Annotated in this window: 18 protein-coding genes; 11 read left to right on the top strand and 7 right to left on the bottom strand. The window is 62.4% G+C overall.

Annotation, left to right across the window (positions count from 1 at the left end; genetic code table 11):
- The first annotated feature begins 3 nt into the window (after positions 1-3).
- The 3 genes from dnaE to nrdR all read left to right on the top strand — a co-directional run bounded on the left by dnaE (position 4) and on the right by nrdR (position 5,377).
- A complete protein-coding gene (gene dnaE, locus HMPREF3172_RS01315) occupies positions 4-3,510 on the top strand; it encodes a DNA polymerase III subunit alpha (RefSeq protein WP_070514865.1) in 3,507 nt (1,168 codons plus the stop codon).
- Positions 3,511-3,590: 80 nt separating this feature from the next.
- Positions 3,591-4,904, top strand: coding sequence for a histidinol dehydrogenase (gene hisD / locus HMPREF3172_RS01320; RefSeq protein ID WP_083281349.1), 1,314 nt, complete (start codon positions 3,591-3,593; stop codon positions 4,902-4,904).
- The gene (gene nrdR / locus HMPREF3172_RS01325) at positions 4,904-5,377 is read left to right on the top strand and encodes a transcriptional regulator NrdR (protein WP_070514844.1); all 474 of its coding nucleotides are present in this window, start codon (positions 4,904-4,906) and stop codon (positions 5,375-5,377) included. The genes hisD and nrdR overlap by 1 nt, the downstream gene beginning before the upstream one ends.
- A gap of 143 nt (positions 5,378-5,520) precedes the next feature.
- Here nrdR and HMPREF3172_RS01330 read toward each other — a convergent pair whose 3' ends face one another.
- From HMPREF3172_RS01330 to HMPREF3172_RS01340, 3 genes are all read right to left on the bottom strand, one after another.
- The gene (locus HMPREF3172_RS01330) at positions 5,521-6,216 is read right to left on the bottom strand and encodes an 8-oxoguanine DNA glycosylase OGG fold protein (RefSeq protein ID WP_070514846.1); all 696 of its coding nucleotides are present in this window, start codon (positions 6,214-6,216) and stop codon (positions 5,521-5,523) included.
- Between the two features lie 94 nt (positions 6,217-6,310).
- A complete protein-coding gene (locus HMPREF3172_RS01335) occupies positions 6,311-8,509 on the bottom strand; it encodes a HelD family protein (protein ID WP_083281350.1) in 2,199 nt (732 codons plus the stop codon).
- Between the two features lie 71 nt (positions 8,510-8,580).
- On the bottom strand, positions 8,581-9,378 hold the full coding sequence (locus HMPREF3172_RS01340; RefSeq protein ID WP_061941266.1) for a spermidine synthase: 798 nt from the start codon (positions 9,376-9,378) through the stop codon (positions 8,581-8,583).
- 117 nt (positions 9,379-9,495) lie between these two features.
- On the opposite strand from HMPREF3172_RS01340, the gene HMPREF3172_RS01345 reads away from it, so the two are divergent.
- Together HMPREF3172_RS01345 and HMPREF3172_RS01350 are read left to right on the top strand one after the other, a co-directional pair.
- Positions 9,496-10,605 carry a DUF4192 family protein gene (locus HMPREF3172_RS01345; protein WP_070514850.1) on the top strand — a complete coding sequence of 370 codons (1,110 nt, stop codon included), beginning with the start codon at positions 9,496-9,498 and terminating at the stop codon, positions 10,603-10,605.
- Positions 10,606-10,770: 165 nt separating this feature from the next.
- Positions 10,771-12,426 (top strand): RNA polymerase sigma factor, encoded by a 1,656-nt coding sequence (locus tag HMPREF3172_RS01350; RefSeq protein WP_070514851.1) that lies wholly within the window; start codon positions 10,771-10,773, stop codon positions 12,424-12,426.
- A 121-nt stretch (positions 12,427-12,547) separates the two neighbouring features.
- On the opposite strand, the gene HMPREF3172_RS01355 is transcribed toward HMPREF3172_RS01350, so the two are convergent.
- Together HMPREF3172_RS01355 and HMPREF3172_RS01360 are read right to left on the bottom strand one after the other, a co-directional pair.
- Positions 12,548-13,318 (bottom strand): VOC family protein, encoded by a 771-nt coding sequence (locus tag HMPREF3172_RS01355; RefSeq protein ID WP_070514853.1) that lies wholly within the window; start codon positions 13,316-13,318, stop codon positions 12,548-12,550.
- 31 nt (positions 13,319-13,349) lie between these two features.
- Entirely contained in the window at positions 13,350-14,156 is an 807-nt protein-coding gene (locus HMPREF3172_RS01360) for an N-acetylmuramoyl-L-alanine amidase (protein ID WP_070514854.1), read from the bottom strand.
- Between the two features lie 99 nt (positions 14,157-14,255).
- Between HMPREF3172_RS01360 and HMPREF3172_RS01365 the strand changes: the two genes are divergently transcribed.
- The 4 genes from HMPREF3172_RS01365 (at position 14,256) to cydC (ending at position 22,440) form a co-directional block, all read left to right on the top strand.
- Positions 14,256-16,367, top strand: a complete 2,112-nt coding sequence (locus tag HMPREF3172_RS01365; protein ID WP_370919335.1) for a DNA gyrase/topoisomerase IV subunit B — start codon at positions 14,256-14,258, stop codon at positions 16,365-16,367.
- Between the two features lie 167 nt (positions 16,368-16,534).
- Positions 16,535-18,106, top strand: coding sequence for a cytochrome ubiquinol oxidase subunit I (locus HMPREF3172_RS01370; protein ID WP_070514872.1), 1,572 nt, complete (start codon positions 16,535-16,537; stop codon positions 18,104-18,106).
- A 9-nt stretch (positions 18,107-18,115) separates the two neighbouring features.
- Entirely contained in the window at positions 18,116-19,153 is a 1,038-nt protein-coding gene (gene cydB / locus HMPREF3172_RS01375) for a cytochrome d ubiquinol oxidase subunit II (RefSeq protein WP_070514856.1), read from the top strand.
- Entirely contained in the window at positions 19,150-22,440 is a 3,291-nt protein-coding gene (gene cydC / locus HMPREF3172_RS01380) for a thiol reductant ABC exporter subunit CydC (protein ID WP_256173097.1), read from the top strand. Before cydB ends, cydC begins: the two co-directional genes overlap by 4 nt.
- A 3-nt stretch (positions 22,441-22,443) precedes the next feature.
- On the opposite strand, the gene sepH is transcribed toward cydC, so the two are convergent.
- Complete coding sequence (sepH, locus tag HMPREF3172_RS01385; RefSeq protein WP_061941252.1) at positions 22,444-23,472, bottom strand: septation protein SepH; 1,029 nt, start codon at positions 23,470-23,472, stop codon at positions 22,444-22,446.
- Positions 23,473-23,601: 129 nt separating this feature from the next.
- Between sepH and HMPREF3172_RS01390 the strand changes: the two genes are divergently transcribed.
- Positions 23,602-24,714 carry a ferrochelatase gene (locus tag HMPREF3172_RS01390; protein ID WP_061941251.1) on the top strand — a complete coding sequence of 371 codons (1,113 nt, stop codon included), beginning with the start codon at positions 23,602-23,604 and terminating at the stop codon, positions 24,712-24,714.
- Between the two features lie 57 nt (positions 24,715-24,771).
- Here HMPREF3172_RS01390 and HMPREF3172_RS01395 read toward each other — a convergent pair whose 3' ends face one another.
- On the bottom strand, positions 24,772-24,996 hold the full coding sequence (locus HMPREF3172_RS01395) for a hypothetical protein (protein ID WP_062020877.1): 225 nt from the start codon (positions 24,994-24,996) through the stop codon (positions 24,772-24,774).
- A 225-nt stretch (positions 24,997-25,221) separates the two neighbouring features.
- Here HMPREF3172_RS01395 and HMPREF3172_RS01400 point away from each other — a divergent pair, with 225 nt between their 5' ends.
- Positions 25,222-25,521: a DUF4193 domain-containing protein gene (locus HMPREF3172_RS01400; protein WP_019175241.1), complete on the top strand. Its 300-nt coding sequence runs from the start codon at positions 25,222-25,224 to the stop codon at positions 25,519-25,521.
- Positions 25,522-25,595: the final 74 nt, after the last annotated feature.

Raw genomic sequence — 25,595 nt, forward strand, 5'->3', positions numbered from 1 at the left:
TCGATGCTCGACGGGGCGGCACGCCTCAGTGATCTCATGCAGGCTGTCAAAGCCAGCGGTATGGATTCGATTGCGATCACCGATCACGGCTACCTTTTCGGTGCGTTCGACTTCTACTCGCAGGCTGTCGCCAATGAAATCAAGCCGATCATCGGCCTGGAAGCCTATGTGACACCGGGAACCTCCCGGCACGACAAGACCCGCGTCAAATGGCGGACTGACGAAGCCCAGCGCGGCGACGACGTATCCGGCGGCGGTGCGTACACCCACATGACCATGTGGGCACGCGACAACCGAGGAATGTCGAACCTGTTCAAAGCCGCCTCCATGGCTTCTCTTGACTCGGTTTTCGGCAAATGGCCCCGTTTGGACCGGGAACTGCTGTCGCAGTACTCCGAGGGCATCATCGCAACAACCGGATGCCCTTCCGGAGAAGTGCAGACGCGCCTGCGCCTCGGTCAGTTCGATGAGGCACTTGCCGCCGCAGCGGAGTTCCAAGACATCTTCGGCAAAGAGAACTTCTTCTGCGAAATCATGGACCACGGGCTCAGCATTGAAAAGCGCGTGTCCAAAGACCTCCTCGAGATCGCCAAACGCCTCGACCTGCCGCTCGTGGCAACCAACGACCTCCACTACACCCACGAATCTGACGCAAAAGCCCACGAAGCGCTCCTGGCCATCCAATCCGGTTCGAAGCTCATCGAACCGACCTACGATCAGGGCGGTTCGCGCTTTGCGTTCTCCGGCACCGGCTACTACCTGAAATCCGCGGCCGAAATGCGGGCCCTGTTCAAAGAAATGCCGGAGGCCTGCGACAACACCCTGCGCATTGCCGAAATGTGTGATGTGTCTTTTGACACGAATGCGAACTTCATGCCGAAGTTCCCCACACCCGATGGCGAAGACGAAGAGTCCTGGCTGTACAAGGAAGTCGACAAGGGTCTGCACTACAGGTTCCCCGACGGCATTCCCGACGATGTGCGCAAGCAGGCGGACTATGAGCTCGGAATCATCTCGAATATGGGATTCCCCGGCTACTTCCTCGTGGTTGCCGACTTCATCAACTGGGCGAAGGACAACGGCATTCGCGTAGGCCCCGGCCGAGGCTCCGGTGCGGGCTCCATGGTCGCCTACGCCCTGCGCATCACCGACCTCAATCCGCTTGAACACGGACTGATCTTCGAACGGTTCCTCAACCCCGACCGCGTGTCGATGCCCGACTTCGACGTCGACTTCGACGACCGTCGACGCGGCGAGGTCATCGAATACGTAACCCGCAAATACGGCTCCGAATACGTTTCGATGATCGTCACCTTCGGCACCATCAAAACCAAGCAGGCGCTGAAGGACTCCGCGCGCGTGCTCGGCAAACCGTTCTCGCTGGGGGAGCGGCTGACAAAGGAGCTTCCGCCGGCGGTCATGGCCAAGGACATTCCCCTGGCCGATATCGAAAACCCCAAGGCGCCTCGCTATGGGGAAGCCGGGGACTTCCGTACGTTCATCGAAAACGATCCGGAAGCACGCGAAGTCTTCGACACAGCACTTGGCCTGGAGGGCCTGAAACGGCAGTGGGGTGTGCACGCCGCCGGCGTCATCATGTCCTCAGCGCCGATCATCGACGTCATCCCGATCATGCGCCGTATTCAGGACGGCCAGGTCATCACGCAGTTCGACTATCCGACAGCCGAGGGCCTCGGACTGATCAAGATGGACTTCTTGGGGCTGCGGAACCTGACGATCATTTCGGACGCGATTGAGAACATCAAGGTCAACCGCGACTTCGACCTCGATCTGGAAACCCTCGAACTGGATGACCGGGCGACCTACGAACTTCTGGCCCGCGGGGACACCCTCGGTGTGTTCCAGCTGGACGGCGGGGGACTGCAAGGTCTGCTGCGGCTGATGAAGCCGGACAACTTCGAAGACATTTCGGCAACCCTGGCCCTGTACCGCCCAGGCCCCATGGGCGCGGATTCACACACCAACTACGCCAAGCGCAAAAACGGTCTCCAGCCGATCACCCCAATCCACCCGGAACTTGCCGAACCCCTGGCAGAGATCCTCGACACGACCTACGGCCTGATCATCTACCAGGAGCAGGTCATGGCGATCGCGCAGAAGGTCGCCGGATATTCGCTCGGTCAGGCAGATATTCTGCGCCGCGCTATGGGCAAGAAGAAAAAGGCCGAACTGGATGCCCAGCAGGAGGGCTTCTTCGGCGGCATGAAGGAACGCGGCTACTCGAAAGAAGCTGCGCAGGCGCTGTGGGACATCTTGCTGCCGTTCTCGGACTACGCGTTCAACAAGGCGCACTCCGCCGCCTACGGTGTGGTGTCCTACTGGACCGCCTACCTCAAGGCGCACTATCCGGCCGAGTACATGGCGGCGCTGCTGACCTCGGTTGCTGACAACAAGGACAAGCTTGCCCTCTACCTCAACGAGTGCCGGAAGATGCACATTACGGTGCTGCCGCCGGACGTCAACGAATCGCAGCTGAACTTCACACCGGTCGGCGACGACATTCGCTTCGGCATGGGTGCCGTGCGCAATGTGGGCGACAACGTGGTTGATGGAATCGTCAACGCCCGCGCTGAAAAGGACGACTTCACCTCGTTCTCGGATTTCCTGGACAAAGTGCCCTCCCACGTGTGCAATAAGCGCACGGTGGAATCGCTCATCAAATCGGGCGCTTTTGACTCTCTCGGTGAAACCAGGCGCGCTCTGGTCGAGATCCACGAGGAAGCTGTGGACTCGGTCATCGGCGTCAAACGGCAGGAGGCTGTCGGCCAGTTCGACCTGTTTGCCGGTTTGGGTGAAGGCGAGGGAGCTGAATTCTCGGTCCCCGTGCCGGACAGGCCCGAATGGGACAAGAAGGAAAAGCTCGCCTTTGAGCGCGAAATGATCGGCTTGTACGTGTCGGATCACCCGCTCAACGGACTCGAGGGTGTGTTGGCGAGCGAAGCCGATACGTCGATTGTGCAGCTGCTGGATCCTGAAAGCCACGTGCGCGACGGTTCGAATGTGACGGTGTGCGGCATCATCACGCAGGTGCAGCGCAAAGTGTCGAAGAACTCCGGCAAGCCCTATGCCATCGTCACGGTCGAGGACTTGGAAGCGAGCCTGGAGATCATGTTCTTCGGCGACGTCTACGAACCCGTTGCCTCGCTGTTGGCCATCGACCTGGTGGTGACGATCACCGGCCGGGTCCGCCAGTCGGATGACCGGCCGACGTCGCTCATGGCCCAGTCGATGACGATTCCGGATGTCACTGACCCCGAGGACCGCCCCCTCGTGCTCACCGTTCCGCACTCGCTGCTGAGCGAACAGTTGGTCACCCAGCTCGGTGACATCCTGCGGTCCAACCGCGGGGCCACAGAGGTGCGCCTGGCTATCAAGGAACCTGGACGCACCACCCTTATGCGTTTGGACAGTTCCTGCAGTGTGACCAGCGGCCCGAGCCTCTTCGGTGACCTCAAGGCCCTTTTGGGCCCGCGCTGTCTGCAGGGCTGACAGCCGCTGGCTGTTCTCTGGCTGGACTCACGAGGCGGGTGCAGCACAATCTGCTCCGCTGGGATCCGTAGACTAACGGTGTGACTGAACTTCTTCGCCGCATCGATCTGCGCAACACGGACATGGACCGCCGCACCCTTCGCACCGCGGTGCCGCGAGCCCACGCGGGCTTTTCCCACGCCGCGGGTGCGGCAGCCGAGGTGCTTGCCGACGTGCGTGAACGCGGGCGCGAAGCAGTTGTTGACCTCACCCACCGCTTTGACGGTGTGCGGTTGGAGCGCGTGCGTGTTCCCGAGGCCGAACTGAAAAAGGCCTATGAGGATCTTCCCGCGGATGTCGAAGCAGCTCTGCGTGAAGCCCGTGCTCGGCTGGAGCGTGTGTCCGCTGGACAGCTGCCGGCGGATGACACCCAGACTTTCGCCCATGGCGGCACCGTCACCAGCAGATGGCAGCCGGTCGAGCGGGTGGGCCTGTATGTTCCCGGCGGACTGGCCGCGTACCCGTCTACTGTGCTGATGAACGCTGTGCCGGCTTTGACGGCCGGCGTGAAGTCGATGTCGATTGCTTCGCCTCCGGGCCCTGACGGTCTGCCCAACCGCACGGTCATGGCGGCCGCCCACCTGCTCGGAGTGACCGAAGTGTGGGCGATGGGCGGAGCCCAGGCGATCGGTGCTTTCGCGTACGGATTCTCTGGTGGGGAAGATCTTGAGCCAGTGGATCTCATCACCGGTCCGGGCAACGCCTTTGTCGCTGCGGCAAAGGCCGAAGTGCGCGATGTTGTGGGCATTGACGCTGTTGCCGGTCCCACCGAGATCATCGTTGTAGCTTTGAGCGGTTCACGCCCCGACTTTGTTGCGGCTGACCTTCTGAGCCAAGCGGAGCACGACCCCCTTGCCGCTTCGGTTCTGGTGACAGACAGCGAAGACTTCGCTGATGCCGTCGATGCGGCTCTTGCCGAACAGACGGCGAAAACCCCACACCGTGAGCGTGTCGAACAGGCTCTGCGGGGCGAACAGTCCGGCACGATCCTGGTGTCCTCTAAGGACGACGCGATTGCCGTGGCAAACGCCTATGCGGGCGAACACGTTGAAGTTCACGGCGACGGCGCAGAGGAAGCCGCGCGTGGAATCGTCAACGGAGGTTCGGTTTTCATCGGCGATTATTCTCCCGTGGCTCTGGGGGACTATTGCTCCGGCTCTAACCACGTTCTTCCCACTGTCGGTTCGGCAGCTTTTGCCTCCGCGCTGGGCACCATGTCGTTTATGAAGGGCAGTCAGGTGATCAGCTACTCGAAGGAGGCGCTGGAGGCCGTTGCCGGTCACATCAGCGCGTTCAGCCGAGTGGAAGACCTGCCCGCGCATGGTGCAGCCGTGCAGATTCGGATGGAGGGCTGATGCACTGTCCTTTCTGTCGCAATGCTGATTCGCGCGTTGTGGATTCGCGGACTGCCGAAGACGGCGCCTCGATCCGCAGGCGCCGGCAGTGCACCGCGTGCGGCCGCCGTTTCACCACAATGGAGGCCACCAGCCTGTCTGTCATCAAACGTTCGGGTGTGACCGAGGAGTTTTCCCGTTCCAAGGTGATTTCCGGTGTGCGCAAAGCCTGCCAGGGCCGTCCGGTCGAAGAAGACGACCTCGCCAAGCTCGCCCAGACGGTCGAAGAGGCAATCCGTGCTCGTGGTGTTGCTGAAATCGATGCGGACGAAGTGGGGTTGACAATTCTGGGCCCGTTGCGCGAGCTCGACCAGGTGGCCTACCTGCGCTTTGCCAGTGTGTACCAGGGCTTTGAAAGCCTCGAAGACTTCGAAGAAGCCATTGAATCACTGCGCGCCGAACGCGACGGACGGGCTGCAGAGAAAGAATTCTGACAGTGACTTGCGCCCCGCACAGTGCATGTGTATAAAATGAGGGCACACACTTAAGTGTGGTCGCAACAGGCGGCATCGGAGGGGAAGCCGGTGCCGCCTGTTTTTATTTCCCTTCAACACTCAGGCAGCGCCCTGACCAGCGATTACAGCAGAGCTGCCGGTGCGCGGTCAGTGCCGGATGCCGGAGACCCCAACAGCTTTAGCCCCATGTGCGTCCATCGCCTTTCAACCGCAGATTCTGGCCAATCGGCAAGGGCTGCTGTCATAGCCAGAACGTCAAGATAGTCCTGATACAGCCGTGACGAAATCGTGGCACCCGAAGAACCGAGGGCGCGCAGTATGCGGCCGTCGAGAATCATGGGCTTGTCGGCTGTTTCCAAAGACCATTCCGGCTGTGAGAAATAGGCGAGCTTGGTGAAAGTGGACGGTCCGATGAACGGTACGGCGCCGTTCCACAGGGAAAATGTTTCCGCGGCGGTAAGCCCGCGCCCGCGGTCGACGAGATCGGCAAGAACCTGACCGAAGCCATCGACTGCCGGTGCGCGGCACGCTCGATAGACGCTGCGGGCCTGTGTGCCGCTGCCGTAGGCGGCCGCTGCGGCGAAGAACTCCACGGCATCCTCAGCGGTGCTCACGCCGCGGCCCAGCGCAAACAGCTGACCGCGCGAAATGCGCGCTCTGCTGTTCCAGCCGTCGGAGTGCAGAACTTCCGGCAGCGGGCAGTCCTCCGGCCACCACTGGGCGAAATGCTGCGGACAGAATTCAATTTCATCGGTTGATTCGCTGCCGTGGGGAGTGCCCAGTTCGCGGCAGAGTTCCAGGGGTGATGGAAATGACATGATGGCCTCTTTTCTGCTGCTCGTGCCGACACTCTTACACGAGGCACTGACACAGCGAGGCCACGCTGCCTGCGGTGGTTTCCGCGGACTGTTCTTACAGCCAGGCGGTGACGAGCGAATCCCTGCTCTCAAACACGCCAAGACGCGCTGTTGCGCGGGTGAGCGCAACATAGAGATCGCCCACGGCAGCCGAATCCCCGGCGGGTGCGAAGTCAGCCGGCTCGACGAGGGCGACAGCATCGAATTCCAGGCCTTTTGCCTGATGGGGCTGCAGCAGGGCAATGGGGAAGTCGATGCCGGACGTGCCGATGCCGTACTCAACGCCAGCCTCCTCCAACGCCTGTGCAGCTTCCCGCAGCTGTGCCAAGGTGCCGATGACCGCGGCCCGACCGCCTCCCAACTCTCGCAGCTGTCCGGCCGCCCAGGCAGTGGCAGCCGGCGGCACCTCGTCAGAGGAAAGCCGGGACACCGCGGGAGCCGTGTCGCCATCGCGAACCGGTGTGGGCACTTCGAGGTTGGGGAAGTGCGTGCGCAGCAGAGCGTTCGCCGGTTCCAGGATCGAAGCGGGGGTTCGGTAGGAGACCGTCAGCTCGGTCAGCGACAGGCGGGAACCCACGTGCGGGGAGAGCACACTCTCCCACGTGCGCGCGGCATCCGTCAGACTGGCTTGAGCGAGGTCGCCGACAATCGTGGCGGACTTGCTCGGCACCCGCCTGAACAGCAGGCGCAGCTGCATGGGGCTGAGCTCCTGAGCTTCGTCGACAACCAGATGCCCGTAGGTCCACTCGCGATCCTCCGCGGCGCGCTCCGCCAGCGGACGATGATCGCCGCCATCGGAAAAGCGCTGTGCGAGCACCTCAGCAGACACGAAATCTGACGTGCCCATCATGTCGTTGACAGCCTGCGCGTACTCCGTTTCTGCGTTCGCTCGCGGGCGCGCCTCAGCCGTGCCCAGCAGCTCCTCGAGTTCGTCGAGCAGCGGAATGTCCTCAACCGTGATCGGCTCGTCCTTGCCGCGGCGCAGGCGAGCCATTTCCTCGTAGGACAGCAGGCCATCGCAGGCGGCAACGAGTTTCGCCGGCTTCGTGTACAGGTCACTCAGCACACGACCAGCGCTGACAGGCAACCAGCACAGGTTGATGGCTCGGCGCACATCCGTCGACATGCGCAGGTCGGCCATGTGGTGGCCGCGCGGATCATCCATGCCGGCCAGGGGTGAGTTCTGCAGCAGCTGTTCGACGAGTTCGTCGAGGATCTGCTGGACAAAGCCTTCGCGCGCCGCGTTGTGGGGCTTGCCCGAGCGCTGCGCGTTCTTGATCGCCTTGCGCACGGCCTTGCGTTTGAGAGTGACCCGCTGCGCACCGACGGCGAGCTCTTGGTCGCTGTCGGGCACCCGCTGGTAGCCGCGCACAGCGCGCTTGATGACGTCGACCATCCGCAGGCTGCCCTTGACGGCGGCGGTTTTCGGCCCGTCGTGCAGACTGGCCTCGTAGCCGGGCAGCAACTGGCCGGGGGTCAGAAGAACAGCGCCGGTTTCGCCGAGGCTGGGCAGCACCTGTTCGATGTACTTGAGGAAAACCGGCGTGGGGCCGACGATGAGCACACCCGAACCGGCGATTTTGGTGCGCTGCCTGTACAGGAGGTATGCGGCGCGGTGCAGGGCCACCGCGGTCTTCCCGGTGCCGGGTCCACCCTGGACGACAACCGTTTGGTCGGCGGGGCGGCGGATGATTTCGTCCTGCTCTGCCTGAATTGTCGCGACGATATCGCCCATGCGTCCCGTGCGGTGGCTTTCGAGTGCTGCCATGAGCGCGCCTTCGCCGTGCAGGTCGTCGCGTTCGGCGGCGGTCAGCGCATCGAGGTCCAGGACGTCGTCTTCCAGGCCGATGACGGTGCGCCCTCGTGTGGCGATGTGCCTTCTGCGGATGACGCCGGTGGGGTTGGCTGCGGTGGCCCGGTAGAACGGTTCGGACGCGGGTGCTCGCCAGTCCATGAGCAGCTGAGTCTGGTCGGAATCTGAAATGCCGATGCGCCCGATGTAGGTGGTCTTGTCATCAGCCATGTCGAGCCTGCCGAAGCACAGGCCGGTTTCAGCTTCGCGCAGGCGCAGCAGCTGGTCTTCGTACATGGTGGCGAAGGCATCGCGCTCTGAGCGGTTTTGGTGGTTGCCGCCGACTTTGGATGCCCGAACGGCGCTGAGTTTGCTGTGCGTTTCTTCGCGCAGGCTGTCCAAGCGCTCATAGACGCGGGAAACGTATGTCTGTTCCCGCTGGATTTCGCTGTTTTCCGGCACCGTTCTCCCTCCGATCGGCATTCAATTATGCCGTGGCCGCGCCCGCGCGCACGCACTGGGTGGGCCGGGATTCAACGGCCGGTGAAAGCTGTCAGCTGTGTGCCCTCGAGGACGCGGGCAACTGCGGGCCCACCGCGCAGGGCGCGGGCCACGATGCCGGGTTCGGGTGGGGTGTGGGCGGCGATTCCGACCGCGTTGCCGTAGCGGCGACCACGCATGTTGCCCGGGTCGATTGCCAGGGCGACGTAGGGAAAAGACTGCTGCAGTAAGCGCAGTTCGCCTTTCAGCCGCTCATGAGGTGGAGCTGCCGCGATATTGAGCAGGAAAGTGCCGCTGGGGGCCAGTACGTTCGCGCACTGGTCGAAGAACTCGCGTGTTGCCAAGGGCGCCGGAGTTTCGCTTCCGGCGAAGGCGTCGCGGACAAGCACGTCGAGGCTGCCGGTCCGGAAGGTGTGGATTTCACGTGCGCCGTCACCCGCGCGCAGCGCCAGCCGGGGCTTCTTCGGCAGGTCGAACCACTCCCGGACTTTGTCCAGCAGGGCGGCATCGATGTCGATGGCTGTCTGCTTAGAACCGGGACAGTGCGCGTCAATCCAGCGGGGCAGACTGCAGCCTCCGGCCCCGATATGAACTGCTCTCAGGGGTGTTCCGCGCCCATCGGCGTCATCGTGGCGCACCCGGACGATCCTCGACATCCAATCGAGGTACTCGAAATCCAGCCGCAGGGGATCGGACAGGGTGACGCACGACGACGGGACCCCGTTGACCCACAGGACGTATGAGTCGGGTTCGCCGGCAACGGCCTCAAGCACAGCTGTGCCCGTGTCGATGTCTACTTCGCGCTCAGCGGATCGTCGTTGTCTGCCCATGCCGTCAGTCTAGGGAGGCTCGCACTCAGGTTCGCCAGCCTGTGCACAACTTGGCCTCTGTCCACAGCCTCCCGCCACCTGTTTTCACTGCGGAGGTGAGTGGAAAACACTTCTGGCATGAAGAAGATCACCATCAGAACACCGGAAGACATTATTGAAGCCGCAGTGGACATGCTCGGCTATAGACCGGAGGATTCGCTGGTCCTCCTGGGCATCATGGATCCCAACACAGAAGGACCCGGCCTGGGCGTGCTCCGCATCGACTACAGCACAGCCGCCGCACTGGGCTTCGCCGATGGATCCGCAGGAGACGTTGTGGACCTCGTGCACGGTCTTGGCAGCGTGAAAACCGTGCTGCCAGTCGTTTTCTGTGATGACCTCTACGACATTCTCGGATTGGGCGGGCCGATAGAGGCGCAGTCGTGGAAAGTGCACCGCGACGGCATCTACGCGGTCTGCGATCTGCTGGTCGACTCCGGCTATGACGTGGGGCGGCCCGTGTGGTCCGCGGGTGAACTGTGCGGTGATTTTGCCGCTCCGCGTGATGTGCGCCAGTGCAACACGGAAAACAGCCGCCCGGCTGGCATCGCGGAAGCGGCTGCACTGCCAACCCCAGAGCTCGAAATCGTACGGGCCAAAGAGTTCTTCGGGACACCAACAGTGCCGTTCCCGAAGCTGGCCGACGCTCTGGCAAAGGTGGAGAGCCTGCACGCGGAAGGCGTCGCGCCAGAAGAGTGCGCCCGGGCATTCTCGCCACAGGCACTCAACGCGGCTGAGGCCATGCTGACCAATCCGCGCAGGCGGGACCTAGTCATGCTCCTCATGGTTTTTCAGAATCCCGGACTGCGGCCGGCCGAACTGCCAGCAGAGTGTGACGAGCATACGGAAGGTTGGCTGTTGGAAGAGTTTGTTCATCCCGAGTACATGAGCGAGTGCGTGGGCTACAGTGCGGCGCTGCCCGATATGCGCCGGCTGCAGCTGGGGTGTGAAGTCATGAAGATGATTGCGGCCTACGCCTCGAGTGAGGCTCTGCCTGATGCGCTCGCGGTTCTCGCATGGCTGGAATGGGTCAGGGGGCGTTTGTCGTTCTCGGACTACTACGCTGCAGCGGCTCTTCACCTGGATTCAGAGCACTCGCTGGCACGGCTGCAGGCGGCCGCGGCCGAACAGGCGGTGCTGCCCGGCTGGCTGCGACACGAGCGGTTTGACGAAGTCGATTGGGTCTGAGCGGAATACCGTGAGAAGATAAAGTGTTGACCCGGTAGGTCCCAGCATCCGGCGCAGCCAGCTTAAGCCCAGCTTGAGCACGGCAGGCCGCGTGTGAAGACTTGACTTGGGTCTTACTAGTGCCATGAAGACTCAAGGCACCGCAGACGCAGTGAAAGGTGAACCGTGCCGACCGCACCCAAGGACTCCACGAAGACCAGCGCAGACGACTCGGCTGCCAAGAAGACGACGGTGAGGAAGCCCGCGTCCAAGACCACCGCCAAGAAGAGCACCGCGACGACAGCGAAGTCGAAGGCGGCCGGAACAAAGGCGACCGCTGCTAAGAAGACCACGGCGGCGAAGTCGACCACTGCTGCGAAGAAGACGACCGCCAAGTCGACGACTGCGAAGAAGTCGACCGCCAAGTCGAGCACTACCAAATCCACGGCTGCGAAGAAGTCCACGGCCGCTAAGTCGAGCACCACCAAGTCCACCGCGGCTAAGTCGACTACTGCCGCTAAGAAGACAACAGCCGCGAAGTCCACTGCTGCGAAGAAGACGACCGCCAAGTCGACGACTGCGAAGAAGTCGACCGCCGCGGCGAAGAAGTCCACCGCTGCCAGGAAGACTGCGGTCGAGGAAACACCGGAAGTCGAAGAAACCACAACGACAACAGCGGCGAAGAAGACCGCTGCCAAGAAGCCGGCTGAAAAGCCCGCGGCGAAGAAGTCGACTCGCAAGAAGAAGGACGACGAGCTCGTCGAAGACGTCGAAACCCCGGAAGAACCGGAAGAGACCGACGACGCCGAAGCAACCGAAACCCGCAACGCCGAAGAAGAAAAGAAAGACGAAGAAGTCAAAGAAGCAGGCGGCTTCGTCGTTTCTGACGCTGATGATGACGACCAGCCCACGGTGCAGGTTGTCAGCGCGGGCGCGACAGCAGACCCGGTCAAGGACTACCTCAAGCAGATCGGCCGCGTGGCACTGCTCAACGCGGCAGAGGAAGTTGACCTCGCCAAGCGGATCGAAGCCGGAATGTACGCCGAGCACCTGCTGAACAACGGCGAAGTCAAAGAAGCTCGCGACCAGCGCGACTACAAGTGGATCATCCACGACGGCCGCATCGCGAAGAACCACCTGCTGGAGGCCAACCTTCGTCTGGTTGTCTCGCTGGCCAAGCGCTACACCGGCCGCGGCATGCTGTTCCTCGACCTCATCCAGGAAGGCAACCTCGGTCTGATTCGCGCGGTCGAAAAGTTCGACTACACGAAGGGCTTCAAGTTCTCCACCTACGCCACGTGGTGGATCCGCCAGGCAATCACCCGTGCCATGGCCGACCAGGCACGCACCATCCGCATCCCGGTGCACATGGTGGAAGTCATCAACAAGCTGGCCCGCGTGCAGCGTCAGATGCTGCAGGACCTGGGCCGCGAACCCACCCCGGAAGAGCTCGCCAAGGAACTCGACATGACGCCCGAACGCGTTGTCGAAGTGCAGAAGTACGGCCGCGAGCCCATTTCACTGCACACCCCGCTGGGCGAAGACGGCGATTCCGAATTCGGTGACCTCATCGAAGACTCCGAAGCCGTTGTACCCGCTGACTCCGTGAGCTTCACTCTGCTGCAGGAACAGCTCCACTCGGTGCTTGACACCCTGTCGGAACGCGAAGCCGGTGTGGTCTCGATGCGGTTCGGACTCAACGACGGCCAGCCGAAGACCCTTGACGAAATCGGCAAGGTGTACGGCGTGACCCGCGAACGCATCCGTCAGATCGAATCGAAGACCATGGCGAAGCTGCGCCACCCCTCGCGCTCCCAGGTGCTGCGCGACTACCTCGACTGATACGCGGAACAGCCGCAGAGACGATCAGGCCCGACCCCGTCAAACGGGGCCGGGCCTGATCTCTTATCTGCGAAGTTTCAGTCAGAAAGACCTGCAGCCGCCCAGAGCTGAAGCGGAAGGCTTACAGCCAGTTGGGTTCGATGATGCCGAAAGCCGCATTGTGCGGGTCGATGAACTTGGCCACGCGTCCGCGGGGAGTGTCGGTCGGCTTGACCAGCAGGGCGCCGCCGAGTTCGGGCACCTTCTGGGCAAAGGCATCGACGTCTTCAACCATGTAGAACGCTTCCCAGTGCGAGGGGATCTGCGTGCCGGAAAGGTCCACGACAGCGGCCGTCAGATCAACATCACCCGGCATGGTGAACAGCTGGGCTTCTTCGCGGATGGTCGACGGTCCGGTGCTCTTGGTCCAGCCGAACACCTCAGAGTAGAAGTCCGCCTTTTCAGGGGAGTGAGTGTGCAGCTCGAAGTAGACGGCCGCACCGAGTTCGCCCACTGTTCCCAGTCCGCGGGAATCGTCAAAGGTCAGCGCGCCGAATGCCGTGCCGCCGGAGTCCGAGACAAGTGCAACCGATGCTTCGCCATCGAATTCGGGAACGACCGTCATCGCCTGTCCGCCGCTGGCGTCAACAGCGGTGAGGAAGGTGTCGAGCGATTCAGCGCGGAAGTAGACAGACCAGAAGCCAGGCTGGCCTTCCGGCGCCTGCGGCGGCTGTGGGCTGATGCCTGCGGCAGCGCGTCCGCCGAGCAGCGCCTGCGAACCAAGGCCAAGGGGGCCTGCGCCGCTGAACTCCCAGCCGAAGAGTTCGCTGTAGAACTTAGTGGAAACATCCGACTGCGGGGAGCTGAGCTCCAACCAGACGGGCTGAGCAGATTGAGCAGTGTAGTCAGTCACTCGGCCATTGTCGCAGGTAAAGCTGTCGTGGTCAGCCGCGGCCCTTGAAGTAGTCTTCGATGCCGGCAGCCAGCCCCTCGGCGTAGCGCTTGCGGCCGGAATCCGTCTTCATGGTCTTTGCTTCTTCCGGGTTGCGCATTTCGCCCATCTCCATGAGCACGGCTGGCACCGTGGCGTGATTGAGACCGCCGAGATCTGTGCGCTCGATGATGGTCTTCTTGCCATAGCTGGGGTTGGCGCGGAAGTCCGCATCTTTGAGGCCTTTCACAAGGCTGGTGGCCAGCTTCTTGGATTCAGCGTGTTCGCGGTCCGGTGCGATGATGGCGCCGAAGCCGAACGGCTTGGTGCTTTCGGAGCCGTTGGCGTGGATGCTGACGAGGATGTCCGCCTCGGCTGCGAACTTCCCGCGCTCATCAACGCACGGGCCGATGCCGGTGTCGTCTTTGCGCGACATGATGACGCTCGCACCTTTGTCTTCGAGCAATGTGCGCAGATGCTCAGCAACTTTCCAATTGAATTCGTGTTCGGCAAAGCCACCTGGTGTGGCTGTTCCGGTTGTGTTGCACGCTTTTGTTCCGCCGCGGCCGTCATCGACCTGCCGGGAGATCTTTGAGGCGTTCTTCATGTTGCCGCCGTTGTGGCCGGGGTCGACTGCGATCGTCAGTCCAGCCAGCGGCTGGGAGTCCTCGTCTTCTGTCGGGGTGCTCGAGGGCGCATCACTCGCTGCGGTTGGGGTTGCCGGTGCTGACGAGGTGCCGGGCCCGGGTGTGCCGCCAGCGCACCCGGTCAGGAGGAGGGCACAGAGTGCGGCAGCAAGGGCGGGGGAGCGCAGAATCATACGAACATTGAAGCACATCCGGTATGACAGGGCGGCGGGCAAATCCACGGGCTTTCGCCGGCTGAGCCCTACAATGGCAGGGCATCAGAGGGAAAGGACGTGGAAGTGGCGACCAAAGCAGAGTACGGCGCACAGCAGCTCCAGGTACTGGAAGGGCTCGACGCGGTTCGCAAACGGCCCGGTATGTACATCGGCTCCACTGATTCGCGCGGTCTCATGCACTGCCTGTGGGAGATCATCGACAATTCCGTCGATGAAGCCCTGGCCGGCTACGGAGAAGAGATCACTGTGACTCTCTATCCTGACGGCTCGGTCGCGGTGGACGACTGTGCGCGCGGCATTCCCGTTGACATCGAACCGAAGACAGGTCTGAGCGGTGTAGAACTGGTCATGACGAAGCTGCACGCCGGCGGTAAGTTCGGCGGCGGTTCCTATGCTGCGGTCGGTGGTCTGCACGGTGTTGGCGGTGCTGTTGTCAATGCGCTGTCCGAACGTATGGACGTCGAAGTCACCCGTGCTTCCAAGGTTCACCGTCTGTCGTTCCGACGGGGTCGGCCCGGACGTTTCGCCGATGACGGCGCCCCCAGCCCTGAAAGTCCGTTCACTGAGAACAAGCCGGGTGAAAAGCTCGAGATCATCGGCAAGGCCAAGCGGGGTGTCACCGGAACGCGGGTGCGCTACTGGGCTGACCCGCAGATCTTCCTGAAAGACGCCGACTTCGAATACGACAAGCTCGTTGACCGTGCCCGGCAGACCGCGTTCCTCGTTCCCGGTCTGAAGATCACAATCGTCGACGAACGCGGCATTGCGCGCGACGAAGCAGGCGAGGTCATTGAACGTCGCGAAGAAGAGTTTCGCTATGACGGTGGAATCTCCGCGTTTGCCGATCATCTGGCGCTTGACCCGGCTGTCACCGATGTGTGGCGCTTCAGCGGCAAGGGCGATTTCACGGAAACTGTTCCAGTCCTCGATAAGACCGGCCACATGGTGTCAACCGATGTCGACAGGGAAGTCGATGTTGACATCGCCCTGCGCTGGGGGACTGGCTTCGACACTCGGATCAAGAGCTTCGTCAACATCATCGCCACCCCTAAGGGCGGCACCCACCAGGCGGGCTTCGAAGCAGGCCTCGTGAAGACGGTCCGCAAAGCAGTTGAAGCCAATGCCCGCAAACTCAAAGTCGGCAAGGACAAACTCGATAAAGAGGACGTCCTGGCCGGGCTGACGGCTGTCGTCACCGTCAAGCTTGCCGAACCGCAGTTCGAAGGACAGACAAAAGAGGTTCTTGGAACGCCCGCGGTCCGTCAGATTGTCAGCAAAGTCGTCGAAGACGGCCTGACTGAACGTCTTGAGGCAAGCAAACGCCAGGAAAAGGCTCAGGCCAACGCGCTTTTGGAAAAGGTTGTCGCGGAAATGAAATCGCGCATCTCCGCGCGCACGCATCGAGACAACCAGCGACGCAAAAACGCCCTCGAATCCTCGGCTCTGCCCGCCAAGCTCTACGACTGCCGCATCAGTGACGGTGACAGCACCGAGCTGTTCATCGTCGAAGGCGATTCGGCGATGGGGACAGCAAAGGCCGCCAGGAACTCGGAACACCAGGCGCTGTTTCCCATTCGCGGCAAGATCCTCAACGTACAGAAGGCAAGCGTGTCGGACATGTTGGCGAATGCCGAGTGTGCGGCCCTGACCCAGGTGATCGGCGCCGGTTCCGGTCGCAGCTTCGACCTGGAGGCTGCCCGCTACGGCAAGGTCATCATCATGACCGACGCGGATGTTGACGGCGCCCACATTCGCACACTGTTGCTGACGCTGTTCTTCCGCTATATGCGTCCACTGGTCCAAGCTGGCCGCGTGTTTGCCGCAGTGCCGCCGCTGCACCGCATTGAGGTCATCAACCGCGGCAAGGCCAATGACGTCATCTACACCTATACGGAAGCTGAGCTTCATCGTGAGCTGAAGAAGCTCGATCGGCGCGGCAAAGCCTACAAGCCGCCGCAGCGCTACAAGGGGCTCGGCGAAATGGATGCCGACCAGCTTGCCGAAACGACGATGGATCCCGCGCACCGGCTTCTGCGCCGCGTCACGATGGACGATGCCGGCGCTGCCGAGACCACGTTCAACCTGCTCATGGGATCTGAGGTTGCCCCGCGCCGCGAATTCATCGTGTCCGGTGCCGACGTCATGGATTCCGAGAAGATCGACGCCTGATCAGCGGGGCCTTCAACAGCCCATTCTGAATTCTGAGACACCCGTGACCACGCACGCTCAGCGTGCTCACAGAAAGTTCCATGCCGGTAGTCTAGAACCGGCATAAAAATGACCGGTTCGTCGTGCGCGTGCACATCTGGCGGACCAAGCCGAACAAGGAGGCGATTGTGGATCCGGTGCTCATCGGCAGGTGGCAATTCGGCATCACCACGGTCTATCACTTCTGGATGGTTCCGCTGACCCTCGGTTTGGGTCTGCTGGTTGCAATCTTCCAGACGATGTACACCCGTACAGGTGACGAAAAGTGGCTGCGCGGAACGAAGTTCTGGGGCAAGCTCTTCCTCGTCAACTTCATCATGGGCGTTGCCACCGGCATCGTCCAGGAATTCCAATTCGGTATGGCCTGGTCGGAATACTCGAAGTTCGTCGGCGACGTCTTCGGTGCTCCTCTGGCTATGGAAGCGCTCATTGCGTTCTTCCTCGAATCGACATTCCTCGGCCTGTGGATCTTCGGCTGGGGTCGACTGTCCAAGCGCGCACACCTGACTGTCCTGTGGTGCGCTGTTATCGGTGCGTGGATCTCGGCGTACTTCATCATCGTCGCCAACTCCTGGATGCAGCACCCGGTCGGCGTTGAAATGGTCGACGGCCGCCCCGTTATGACCAACATCTGGGCAGTTCTCACGAACAACACGGCAATCGCCGCCTACACCCACACGCTTGCAGGTTCGCTCGCCTGCGGTGCCGCCTTCATGCTCGGCATTGCCTGGTACCACCTGTACCGCCGTCGCAGGGACGGCATCGACACGGTCGATGAGAAGGGCCGCGTCGTCGTGGGCGAAAACCTCGCTGTGCCCGGCCGCGACAAAAAGGACCACGAAGTGTGGTTCAAGTCGCTGCGTATCGGCGGTTGGGCCGCAGTCATCGCTTTCGTCGCGGTTGCCATCACCGGTGACATTCAGGCCAAGCTCATGTACGAACAGCAGCCCATGAAGATGGCCTCAGCGGAAGCCGCCTGCTCCGACGGCACCTCGTTCTCGGTGCTGACGATCGGCATCCCCGACTCCAACCACTGTGACGACACGAAGACCCTCATCGAGGTTCCCGGTCTGCTGTCCTTCCTCGTCCACTCGAACTTCACGGAAGAAGTCCCCGGCGTGAAGACGCTTCTGCCGGAATACGAAGAGAAATTCGGCGGCGTCATCCCGGATGACCCCATGTACCGCGACTACGCGGGACAGAAGATCGACTACCAGCCGCTGATGATCGTCACCTATTGGGGCTTCCGCTTCATGATCGGATTCGGTGCTCTCGCAGCGATCTTCGCCGGCTACGCACTGTTCGCCACCCGCAAGGGAACCGTGCCGAAGTCGAAGTTCCTCGCACACCTGTCGCTGTGGGGCATCGCGGCACCGTTCGTTGCCAACTCGGCCGGATGGGTGTTCACCGAAATGGGCCGCCAGCCGTTCGTTGTGGCCCCCAATATGGGTGCTGACGGCGTCGACGGGGCCATGCTCTACACGGCCGCGGCGATCTCTCCGTCCGTTTCCGCCGGCGCCATGCTGTTCAGCCTGGTAGCCCTGACCCTGCTCTACGGCGGTCTGATGGTCGTCGAGCTCATCCTCATCATCAAGTACGCCCGCGGTGGCATCGCGGCTGCTATGCCCGAACTCGACACTTCGGGAAGCAAGCCGAGCGCCGAACACGAAGACGACGACGTCCTGTCGTTCGCCTACTAAGGAGACGCTGTGGAAGCCCTTTCAACTCTGTGGTTCATCCTCATCGCTGTCCTGTGGACGGGGTACCTCATCCTCGACGGCTTCGACCTCGGCGCGGCCATGATGATGAAGACCTTCGCGAAAAGCGAAAAAGAACAGCGCGTTCTGCTCAATTCGTTCGGACCCGTATGGGACGGCAACCAGGTGTGGCTGCTGACCGCCGGCGGTGCGACGTTCGCGGCGTTCCCGCTGTGGTACGCCTCGCTGTTCTCCGCCCTGTACGTGCCGCTTACGCTGGCGCTGCTCGCACTCATCCTGCGCGCCGTGTCGATTGAATACCGCGGCAAGGTCAATTCGCAGCGCTGGCGCGACGCCTGGACCTGGTGCCTGTCGCTCGGCTCGGCGACCGCGGCCTTCTGCGTCGGCGCGATGCTGGCGCTGAGCACCACCGGTATGCCGATCAACGACAACGGCGACAACGTGGGCGGTGCCTTCGCGTGGGTCAACATCTACGCGATCGTGGGTGGGCTGGCCATCCTCGGCTTCGCCTACCTGCAGGGCCTGCTGTTCACGGCTCTGAAGTCGCACGGCGAAATGCGCGTACGCGCACGTGCACAGGCAAAGAAGCTCCTGCCGCTTCTGCTGCTGTTCGCCGCTGTATGGGTGCTGATCGTCCAGTTCAAGTTCGGCAACATCGCCGGTGCTGTGATCATCGCCGTTGCGGTGCTGGCAGCAGTTGTGACGTGGATGAGCATCGGCGAGAACACCGAGCTGCGCGCCTTCCTGTTCAACGGCGTGTTCCTCGCGGCAGGTGTTGCGAGCCTGTTCGTCAACATCTACCCGCGCGTGCTGCCGTCGTCGATCGATGACTCCCTGTCGCTGACAGTCACCTCTGCTTCTTCGTCGGACTACACACTCGGCGTGATGCTCGTCGTCACGGTGATCTTCCTGCCGATCGTTCTGGGCTACACCGTGTACTCGTACCGCGTGTTCGCTCGTCGTATTCACGAAAAGCACCTGCCTCCGGCGCACAGCGTTCCGGTGGCAATCGCCAGCTACCACGCGTGAGTTCACCGTGGGCTCCAGCGTCCGCCGTCCCCTCGGGGCGGCGGGCGCTTGGCGTTCTTGTGGGGGTGGCCGCAGCCAAGGCGCTGGGGCTGGTGCTCATTGCCGAGGCTGCCGCTCGGGGTGTCACCGGGGTGATGGTCGGCAAGGATGTTTCGCTGGCTGTTTTCCTAGGTGTGCTCGGGGCTTTTGTGCGCGGGGCCGCGGCGTGGGCCCAGCGGGCTGCCGGAGCACGCGCCGCCGTGGGCGTCAAAACGGCTCTGCGCCGGAAGCTCATCGGCCGCTCGGTCGGTTCCGGCGGGCGGGATCTTGACATTGACGACGGTGCGCTGGTTCTGACCGCCACGCGTTCGCTGGATGACCTCGACGACTATTTCACGGGTGTTCTGCCCGCTTTGACGGCTTCTGCTGTCATCCCTCTTGCGGTTATCGTCCGCGTTGTCTTCGCCGACTGGGTTTCAGCGGCGCTTCTTGTCATCACGCTGCCCTTGGTGCCCGTGTTCATGATCCTCATAGGCCGCTATACCGAGGAGCGCGTGGGGCAGGCGCTGAAGTCTCTTGATCGCCTGTCGGACAACCTGGTGGAACTTGCGCGCGGCCTCCCGGTTCTTGTGGGGCTGGGACGCGTGCGTGCGCAGACGGAAGCTCTTGTGCGCATCAGCGACAGCTACCGGCGCACCACGATGCAGACGCTCAAGGTCGCGTTTCTGTCTGCTCTGGCTCTCGAGCTCATCTCCACTCTGTCGGTTGCTCTCGTAGCGGTTTTCATCGGCGTCCGTCTGGTGAACGGGACGCTTGATCTGAGCGCCGGTCTGCTGGCTCTTGTTCTGGCCCCCGAGGTGTTCTTGCCCCTGCGTCAGCTGGGTGCGGCTTTTCACTCCACTGAGAACGGACTGGCCGTTTTCGACCGCATTCGTGGTCTTATCGCCTCTCCGCGGTCTGCTGTTTTCGGCTCCCGAGGTGCGGAGTCGGCCGGGTCGGAGGTGACTGTTCAGTTTGCCGAGGTTTCGGTTTCCTACGGCGATTCTGTCGCGCTGCCGCCGGTGTCGGGACAGATCGGCCCGGGTCTGACTGTTCTGACTGGGGCTTCTGGCGCTGGGAAGTCGACTTTCCTGGGTGTCCTCGCCGGTCTTGTGCGGCCGGGGGAGACCGCCTCGGTCACCGGCAGCCTGACGGGGGTTCCGGACTCACTGGCTTTTGCAGATCAGAGTCCCCGCTTCTTCACTTCGACGGTAGGCGAGGAGCTCCGCCTGTTCGGCGGTTCCGAGATTGATACGGCTGCTCTGAAGCAGCGCGCGGCTCTCGACCTGGATGATGCCGCCGCTGTGGATGCGCTCAGCCCCGGTGAAGCTCGGAGACTGTCCTTGGCGCGAGCCTTTGCGCGCGTGGATTCAGGGGCGCAGCTGCTGATTGTCGACGAACCGACAGCGCACCTTGACGATGCCTCTGCCGCGCGCATTCGACGGGAACTGCAGACCATCAGCGAAACCTGCCCCGTCATTGCGGCAAGCCACGATCCAGTGCTGACAGAAGCAGGAACACGCCTGCACATCGGCGCGCCAGCACGGGACCTCGACGCGGTGGAACCGGCAGCGGACCCTGTCGAGTCGAACACTCGCCCAAACCTCGACGAAGGTGCGGAGGACGTCCGCCCCGCCTCGACATGGCAGCTGCTTCGGCGTGCAGCCGATGCCGTCGGCTTCACGACGGGACGCTTTTGGCTGGGTGTTCTGTCGGCGGTCGGTGCTGTCGCCGCCGGCACGGCGCTGACCGCAGTGTCGGCCTGGCTCATCGTCTACGCCTCATTCCAGCCGCCCATCATGCACCTGCTGGTGGCGATCGTCGGGGTGCGGTTCTTCGGCCTGAGCCGTTCTGTTCTGACCTACACTCACCAGCTCAACCTGCATCACGCGATCCTGGGCAAACTGGCTTCGCTGCGCAGGCAGCTGTGGCAGACCTTTGCCCGCGAGGGAACAGCCAACCGCGCTGTTGCGCGAAGCGATGTGGCTTTGCGCAGGCTGGTGTCTGATGTCGATGACATCAGGGACGCGGCACCTCGTGTTCTGGTTCCCCCGCTTGTTGCAGTCATCATCGGTGCAGCGGCTGTCGTAGTCTTCTGGATTTTCCTGCCTCAGGCGGCACTGGCGCTTGCTGCTGTTCTTGCGCTGGCGCTCACCGTGGGGCCAGCGGCTGCGCTCTTGGCTGAGCGCCGGGCCGGTGTGCAGCGCCTGGAATACCGGGCGCGCGTGCTGGGGCAGCTCACCCGGCTGCTGGCTGCTAAGTCAGATCTCATCGCCAACGGCAAAGCCGATGCGGCCGCAGCTGCGCTGATCGAAGAAGATGAAAGAGTCGGTGCGTTTGAAAAGCGCATCCTGCAGTCTTCTGGGCTCGGCGAGGGAATAGTCACGTTCCTGTTGTCGGCTCTGAGCGCTCTCATGCTCGTCATCGCCGGCCCCGCGGTGATTTCCGGCAGTATTTCTGCGGAATCTCTGGCGATCCTCGTGCTCGTACCGCTTGCCCTCATTGATGCCTACCTCGATTCCCTGCGGGCCGTTCAGCAGTGGCCGGCACTGGCTTCCGTCCTGCAGCGCGTACCGGAACTCGGTGCGGAAGAAGAACATGATGCGAAGCAGCCGCACCCAGTCGAATCGATTCGCAGTGCGCAGCTGCGCGGCATTCGCGCATCGTGGCCCACCGGCCCGGAGATTCTCACGGGGGTCAACGCCGATATCGCGCGAGGGCGATGGACGACGGTCACCGGGCCTTCAGGTTCGGGCAAGACCACTCTCGTGTCCGTCATCCTGCGGTTCCTCGACCCAAGCGCTGGGACCTACACGGCAGACGATGCGAACCTGCTTAAGGTGGGGCCGGAAGACCTCGCGGGCACAGTCGCCTGGTGTCCGCAGGAAGCACACGTCTTCAATTCCAGTCTGCGCGCGAACCTGCTCATTGCGCGCGATCGTGATGACCGGCCCGGCGATGACGAACTGCTTGAAGTGCTGCGGCGCGTGGGACTGGACGAAATTGTGCGCGAACGCGGTCTGGATGCTGTCATCGGCGCCGGGGGAGAGTTCCTCTCCGGTGGGCAGAGGGGACGACTGGCGATTGCCCGCACCCTCCTGACAGGCGCCGATGTGATCGTCATCGACGAACCGACCGCACACCTCGACGTCGAGACCGCACAGGCGCTTATGGCGGATCTGCGCGAAACTCTTGATGACCGCGCTGTCGTCATGGTGACCCACGACCAGCGGTGGGTCAGCGCTGATGATCTGCGGGTGAAGCTGTAGAGCTCAGTCGCGTTTTGTGCCGAACATGATCTCGTCCCAGCTGGGGACGGACGACCGGCCGCGCTTAGCTTCTTTCTGTTCCGTTTGTTCCGCCGGCTGGGGGCTTGCAGCAGCGTCACCGCCGTCGAAAACCCCCGGTTCATCCAGCAGTGACGGCTGCGCGTCAGTGTGCTCTTCTTCCGGTGCGCTCACAGCGAGCACGGAGTCATCATCGGCCTCTTCGGGCCGCGACAGTGCGGTGTGCGCTCCGTCAGGTTCGGTTTCCGGCATTTCCGGCACTGAGCGCAGACCTGTGGGAGCCTGCGCTGATTCGGCCTCCTGGGTACGGGCGCGGCGCCTGCGGAGGCTTTCGAGAATTCGTCCCGTCTCGGCCTGGTGATCAGCGGACTTCGGGGTGCGGTCCTGGTCTTCGAAGTCGAAAACACGTTCATCAGGGCTGCCGAAGTTGGGGATCGGTCCGGAATCAGCAGGGCCGGCTTCCGACAGCCAGCGCGCCTCGTCGTCGACAGCGTGGACATTTCGCTCGCGGTACTCCCAGCGCGCAGTCTTCTGCGTGCCGCGGATCGCGAAGGCCAGTTCGACGTTCCACACGCCCTCATCGGACCGCCAGGCGTCCCACTGGAGGCTGTCAGTGTCAGCTCCGCGCTTCTCCAGGCGCTCCATGGCGACATCGCGCAGCGGGCGCGGCGTGTGGTCGCGGCTGCCGTCTTCGTAGACAGGGCTTTGGCCGGCGCTGTGGGCAATGTGGCGGCGCTCAGCCAGGACGGGCTGTTCAAAGGCCTTGATGTGGTCGAGATCCCCGCCGGTGGCATCCGCGACTTCCTCAGCGGTAAGCCCCGAGCGGATCATCGCCTGAATAGCCTTGGGCCTCAGCTGACCGCGCCCGTAGGAGCGGGTGGCCTGCTGGGTGCGCAGGCGGCGCACCGCGGCAAGAAGTTCGTCGTCGACGCGAAGCCGATATTCGGCTCCCTGTGCATCGCGCAGCACAAGCGCACCGGACGCGTCAGCTGCGTGAAAAGACAGTTCCGTCACTCGAATCACACCTTCCTGTAGCCGTTCCATATTTTCACGGGCCACGGCCCGATGGGCGCACCAGCGGCGGCGAGTCGTCAAGCCCCGGCGACCAGGCGACGCGCAGAAACGCCACGGTAGACTTCAGGCATGACCTCATCTTCGGTTTCTCCCTTCGATTCGATTGTCCTCATGTCCTTCGGCGGACCCAACAAGGCTGAAGAAGTCGTGCCGTTCCTCAAGAACGTCACGGCCGGCCGCGGCATCCCCGAGGAGCGTCTCGAAGAAGTGGGTGAACACTACTTCGCCTTCGGAGGCAAATCGCCGATCAACGAGCAGAACATCGCTCTTCTGGAAGCGCTGAGAAAAGAAGTCAGCGCGCGCGGCATCGATGCCCCCGTCGTGTGGGGCAACCGCAACTGGGACCCGTACCTTGACGACGTCCTGCGCGAGCGCGCACAGGCTGGAGACTCCCGCTTCATCGCTGTGACCACATCGGCCTACTCCAGCTACTCATCGGACCGCCAGTACCGCGAAGACTTCGCCAAGGCCAGCCAGAAGCTCGCCGGCGAGGGGATCAACGTTGAAATCGACAAGATCCGCCAGTACTACAACCACCCGGGCTTTGCCGACACGCAGGTGAAGATCGTCCGCGAAGCACTGGCTGAATTCGCGCAGAAAACCGGTGGGCTCGATCCGCAGAAACACCGGGTTCTGTACGTGACGCACTCAATCCCGGACACCATGCAGGCAGCCTCGGAAAAGTGCACCATCGGCTACGAAGCGCAGCACCGACAGCTCATGGACTATGTTGCCGCCCAGCTGGGTGACGAACAGCCGCTTGAACAGGAACTCGTATTCTGCTCGGAATCCGGCCCGGCACACATCCCGTGGTCTCAGCCGGACATCAACGACCGCATGGACGAACTTGCCGAAGAAGGCGTGACCGGTGTGGTCGTTGTTCCGTTCGGCTTTGTCTCCGACCACATGGAGGTCGTCTACGACCTTGACACGGAGGCAAAGGAAACAGCTGACAAGCACGGCTTCGCATTTGTGCGAGCCGCAACTGTCGGCACCGACCCGGTGTTCGTCAGCGGGCTTGTCGACCTCATCCTGGAACGTGCCGCACAGGTGCGCGGTGAAGAGGTCAGCGCACCGGCCGTGACGGAAGAAGGGGCGCTCATTGACGGTTCCGGCGCAGGCTCCGTCGAATGCTGCCGCGGTCGGGAAGACCGGCCCACGATGCCGAACTGGGCTGACTGATCACCCTTTGAGCACAGAAAAGGGGCGGCTTCGGCCGCCCCTTTCGTATGCGAATCGTCAGTCCTCAGGGTCGTCGATAACCGGGATTGTGCCGGTTTCTGCGGCGAGGACCTTCTTCAGCTCGGACGTGTCGAGATCGTTTTCACCGGCGATGTTGACGGTATCGCTCAGCTCTTCGATCAGGGCCTGTTCGCGGAACTCATCGCCGGCCTCGCGGGCTTCGGCGAGTTGTTCACGCAGGAGCTCGACTTTGTTGTCGAGTCCTTCAGCAAAACCTGACATGGGAGCCTCCCTTCTCAAACATCAGCATCATCGGCAGTCCGCATGAACTGAATATGAACACGATGATGTTGAGCCTCCAAATTACCAAAGTAAGAAAAAACAGCAGAAATCACCCGGTCTGCAGTTGCGCAAAAGCAAATGAAGGTGCATTATTCGGGATGACCCGCACATGAGCCGGTCTTTCACAGACTTCAACCAGATGCCGCCGGAGTGTGACCAGTACAAATGGCAACCGACTACGACGCCCCGCGTAAGCAGGATGACGAGATCAGCGCTGACTCCATCGAAGAGCTCAAAGCGCAGCGCAATCAGGCGCAGGCCAGTCAGGTAGACGAAGACGAAACGGCCGCGGCCGAAGATTTCGAGCTGCCGGGTGCCGACCTTTCGAACGAAGAGCTCTCGGTGCGCGTTCTGCCGCGTCAGAACGACGAATTCACCTGCATGGAGTGCTTCCTGGTTCGCCATCGTTCGCAGCTGGCGGAAGACAACGACGGGGTCCTCGTCTGCTCGGACTGCGCTGGCTGACACCGCGGGCGCGGGCTGAGCGCACAGGCGCAGACGAACACAGACATAGGCAGCGGGGGCGAGAACAGATCTGT

The organism is Brevibacterium sp. HMSC08F02 (assembly GCF_001807555.1).
GTDB lineage: Bacteria > Actinomycetota > Actinomycetes > Actinomycetales > Brevibacteriaceae > Brevibacterium > Brevibacterium ravenspurgense.